3 protein-coding genes are annotated in these 2,808 nt (G+C 63.9%); 2 read left to right on the plus strand and 1 reads right to left on the minus strand.

Translation table 11 applies throughout. The annotated features are described in order from the left end of the window. Positions 1 to 316, plus strand: a 316-nt coding sequence (locus tag ACOJUJ_RS27555; protein WP_420130149.1) for a carboxymuconolactone decarboxylase family protein, incomplete at its 5' end; no start/stop codon positions are given. On the opposite strand, the gene ACOJUJ_RS27560 is transcribed toward ACOJUJ_RS27555, so the two are convergent. After that, the gene (locus tag ACOJUJ_RS27560; RefSeq protein WP_042717340.1) at positions 303 to 1,205 is read right to left on the minus strand and encodes a LysR family transcriptional regulator; all 903 of its coding nucleotides are present in this window, start codon (positions 1,203 to 1,205) and stop codon (positions 303 to 305) included. The genes ACOJUJ_RS27555 and ACOJUJ_RS27560 overlap by 14 nt on opposite strands. Positions 1,206 to 1,305: 100 nt before the next feature. Between ACOJUJ_RS27560 and ACOJUJ_RS27565 the strand changes: the two genes are divergently transcribed. Continuing rightward, the gene (locus ACOJUJ_RS27565) at positions 1,306 to 2,721 is read left to right on the plus strand and encodes an aldehyde dehydrogenase family protein (RefSeq protein WP_420130150.1); all 1,416 of its coding nucleotides are present in this window, start codon (positions 1,306 to 1,308) and stop codon (positions 2,719 to 2,721) included. Positions 2,722 to 2,808 lie beyond the last annotated feature (87 nt).

Here is a 2,808-nt window from a genome sequence, read left to right on the forward strand (position 1 = left end):
CTCGAAAGAGGCCAAAATCGCCGGTGAGCGCGAGCTGCGCCTGTACCATCTGGCGGCCTGGCGCGAGTCTCCGCTGTTCAGCGCCCGCGAGAAAGCCGCGCTGGCCTTCACCGAAGCGCTGACCCAGATTGGCGTTCACGGCGTGAGCGACGCGCTGTACCGCAGCGTGGCGGAGCACTTCTCGGACGTTGAGATTTCAGAGCTGAACTTCGCCATCGTGGCGATCAACGCCTGGAACCGTCTGGGGATCACCTCCCGCATGGCGCCCGGCGCGCTGGATGCGGCTTACGGGCTGAATAAGGCTAACCTGGAATAATCCCGCGCTCGCGGATCATCGCCACCAGCGCCCGCAGCCCTGGCGGAACGTGGCGATGGCCGGGGTAATACAGGCGCAGCCCGGCAAAGGGCTGCGCCCAGTCGTTTAAGACGCTCACCAGTTCTCCACGCTCAAGCTCTTCACGGATATACAGTTCTGGCAAAAATCCCACCCCTAATCCCGCTTTCACGGCGCGGATCGAGGCAAAAAGATCGGACGTCGCAAAGCGCGGCGGCACGGCAAGGGCGTACGTTTCCCCCCGACGCGCCAGCTCCCAGCGGTAGATCCCGCCGTGGGCCATGCGCATGCCGATCCCCTGATGTGAAAGCAGATCGTCCGGCGTCTGCGGAATGCCGTGGCGTGCAAAATAGTCCGGCGTGGCGGTGACCAGCTGGCGGATCTCCCCGGTCAACGGCACGGCGATCATATCCTGCGGCACGGACTCCTCCAGGCGGATCCCCGCGTCATAGCCTTCCGCGACGATGTCGATCATTCGCGCTTCGCTGGCGGTCTCTACGCGCATCTTCGGGTAGCGGATCATAAAGTCGATCAGAAGCTGGTCCAGAAACAGGGTGCCGATATGGTTCGGCACGTTCAGGCGCAGCGTGCCAGTAAGTTCCCCGGCGTCACTGTGGATCTCCTCCCCGGCGAGACGGATCTCCTGCAGAGCCGGGCCGATACGCGCCACGTAGCGCTGTCCGGCGTCGGTGAGCGCCACGCTGCGGGTAGTGCGGTTAAAGAGGCGGGTATCAAGGCGGCTCTCCAGCCCGGCGATGGCGTTGCTTACCGCCGTGGCGGACATGCCCAGCTCCTGCGCTGCGGCGCGAAAGCTGCCGCGCCGCACGACGGCCATCACAACTTCGAGCTCTGTCAGACCTGAACGATGCATAGATTATCCTGAAAATCGAAACAACCCTTGCAGCATAGCGTGGATTATCGCAACGGAGAAGCCGTGCCAGACTGTGTTCACACAGCCTGAGGAGGTTTATATGCACACCATCGAACAGATCTTTATTAACGGCGAATTTGTTACCCCGCACGGCACCGAGTGGTTTGATTTGTACAACCCGGCGACGGCGCGGGTCATCGGCCAGGTTCGTCTGGCGGATGAGGCCGACGCAGAGCGCGCCATTGCGGCAGCAAAAGCGGCGTTTCCGGCGTGGTCGCAGACCACAAAGCAGGAACGCATCGCAGCGCTAAAACGTATGCACGCCGCCGTGGCCGCTCGCCACGACGATCTACTGGAAGCGGTCATTGAAGAGTACGGTGCCCCCGCCTCGCGCTCGGCGTGGATGGCCAGCTATCCGGCGGAGGTGATTGTTCAGGCCATTGAGGCGCTGGAGGCGTTTGCATTCGTCACCCCCGCAGGTGGCGCAACGGTGCAGATGACGCCGCTTGGCGTGGCCGGGCTTATTACGCCGTGGAACAGCGACGCGGGGTTTATCTGCGGCAAGCTGGCGGCCGCGCTCGCGGCGGGCTGTACGGCAGTCATCAAGCCGAGCGAAATGAGCGCTCTGCAAACGCAGATCGTCACTGAAGCGCTGCGCGATGCCGCGCTGCCGCCGGGCGTGTTTAACATCGTCACCGGGCGCGGCGAGACGGTAGGTGAAACCATCAGCCGCCATCCGGACGTGGCAAAAATCTCGTTTACCGGCTCCACGAATACCGGCAAGGCGATCCTGCGCAATGCGGCGGAGAGCTTTAAGCGCGTGACCCTGGAGTTAGGCGGTAAATCGCCGACGATCCTGCTGGATGATGTGGATCTGACTCAGGCGATCCCGCTGGCGATCCAGGCCGGGTTTATGAACAGCGGGCAGGCGTGCGTGGCCGGGACGCGTATTCTGGTGCCGCAGGCGCGTAAGGCGGAGATCGAAACCGCGCTGGCGGAGGCCGTGGCGGCGGTGAAATCCGGCGACCCGCGCGATAGCGCGACAGAGATTGGCCCGATGGTCAGCGAGAAGCAGTGGCAGCGGGTGCAGGGCTATATCCGCAAAGGGATCGAAGAAGGGGCGCGCCTGCTGACGGGCGGTGAAGGGCGACCGGACGGGACGCGAGACGGGTGGTTTGTGCGCCCGACGCTGTTTGCCGACGTGAACAACCAGATGACGGTTGCCCGCGACGAGATTTTTGGCCCGGTGCTGTGCGTAATCCCGTACCAGGACGAGGCGGAGGCTGTCGCCATTGCCAATGACACAGAATACGGACTGAGCGCGCTGGTGCTGGGCGGCGATTCGGACCGCGCGCGACGCGTGGCGCAGCAGATTGTTTCCGGTCGCGTTCTGGTGAACACGCTTGCCCATGAACCGAAAGCGCCGTTCGGCGGGTTCAAGCACTCCGGCGTGGGGCGCGAGATGGGTGAGTGGGGGATACGGGCGTTTATGGAGCCGAGGTCGATTCTGGGATAAAACCTGCCCGGTGGCGGGGCGCGTGACCCCCCCCCACAACACCCACCCGCCCCCAAAAACCCCCCCCCCCCCCCCACACAAAAACCC

It is taken from the genome of Longimicrobium sp. (assembly GCF_048594345.1).
GTDB lineage: Bacteria > Gemmatimonadota > Gemmatimonadetes > Longimicrobiales > Longimicrobiaceae > Longimicrobium.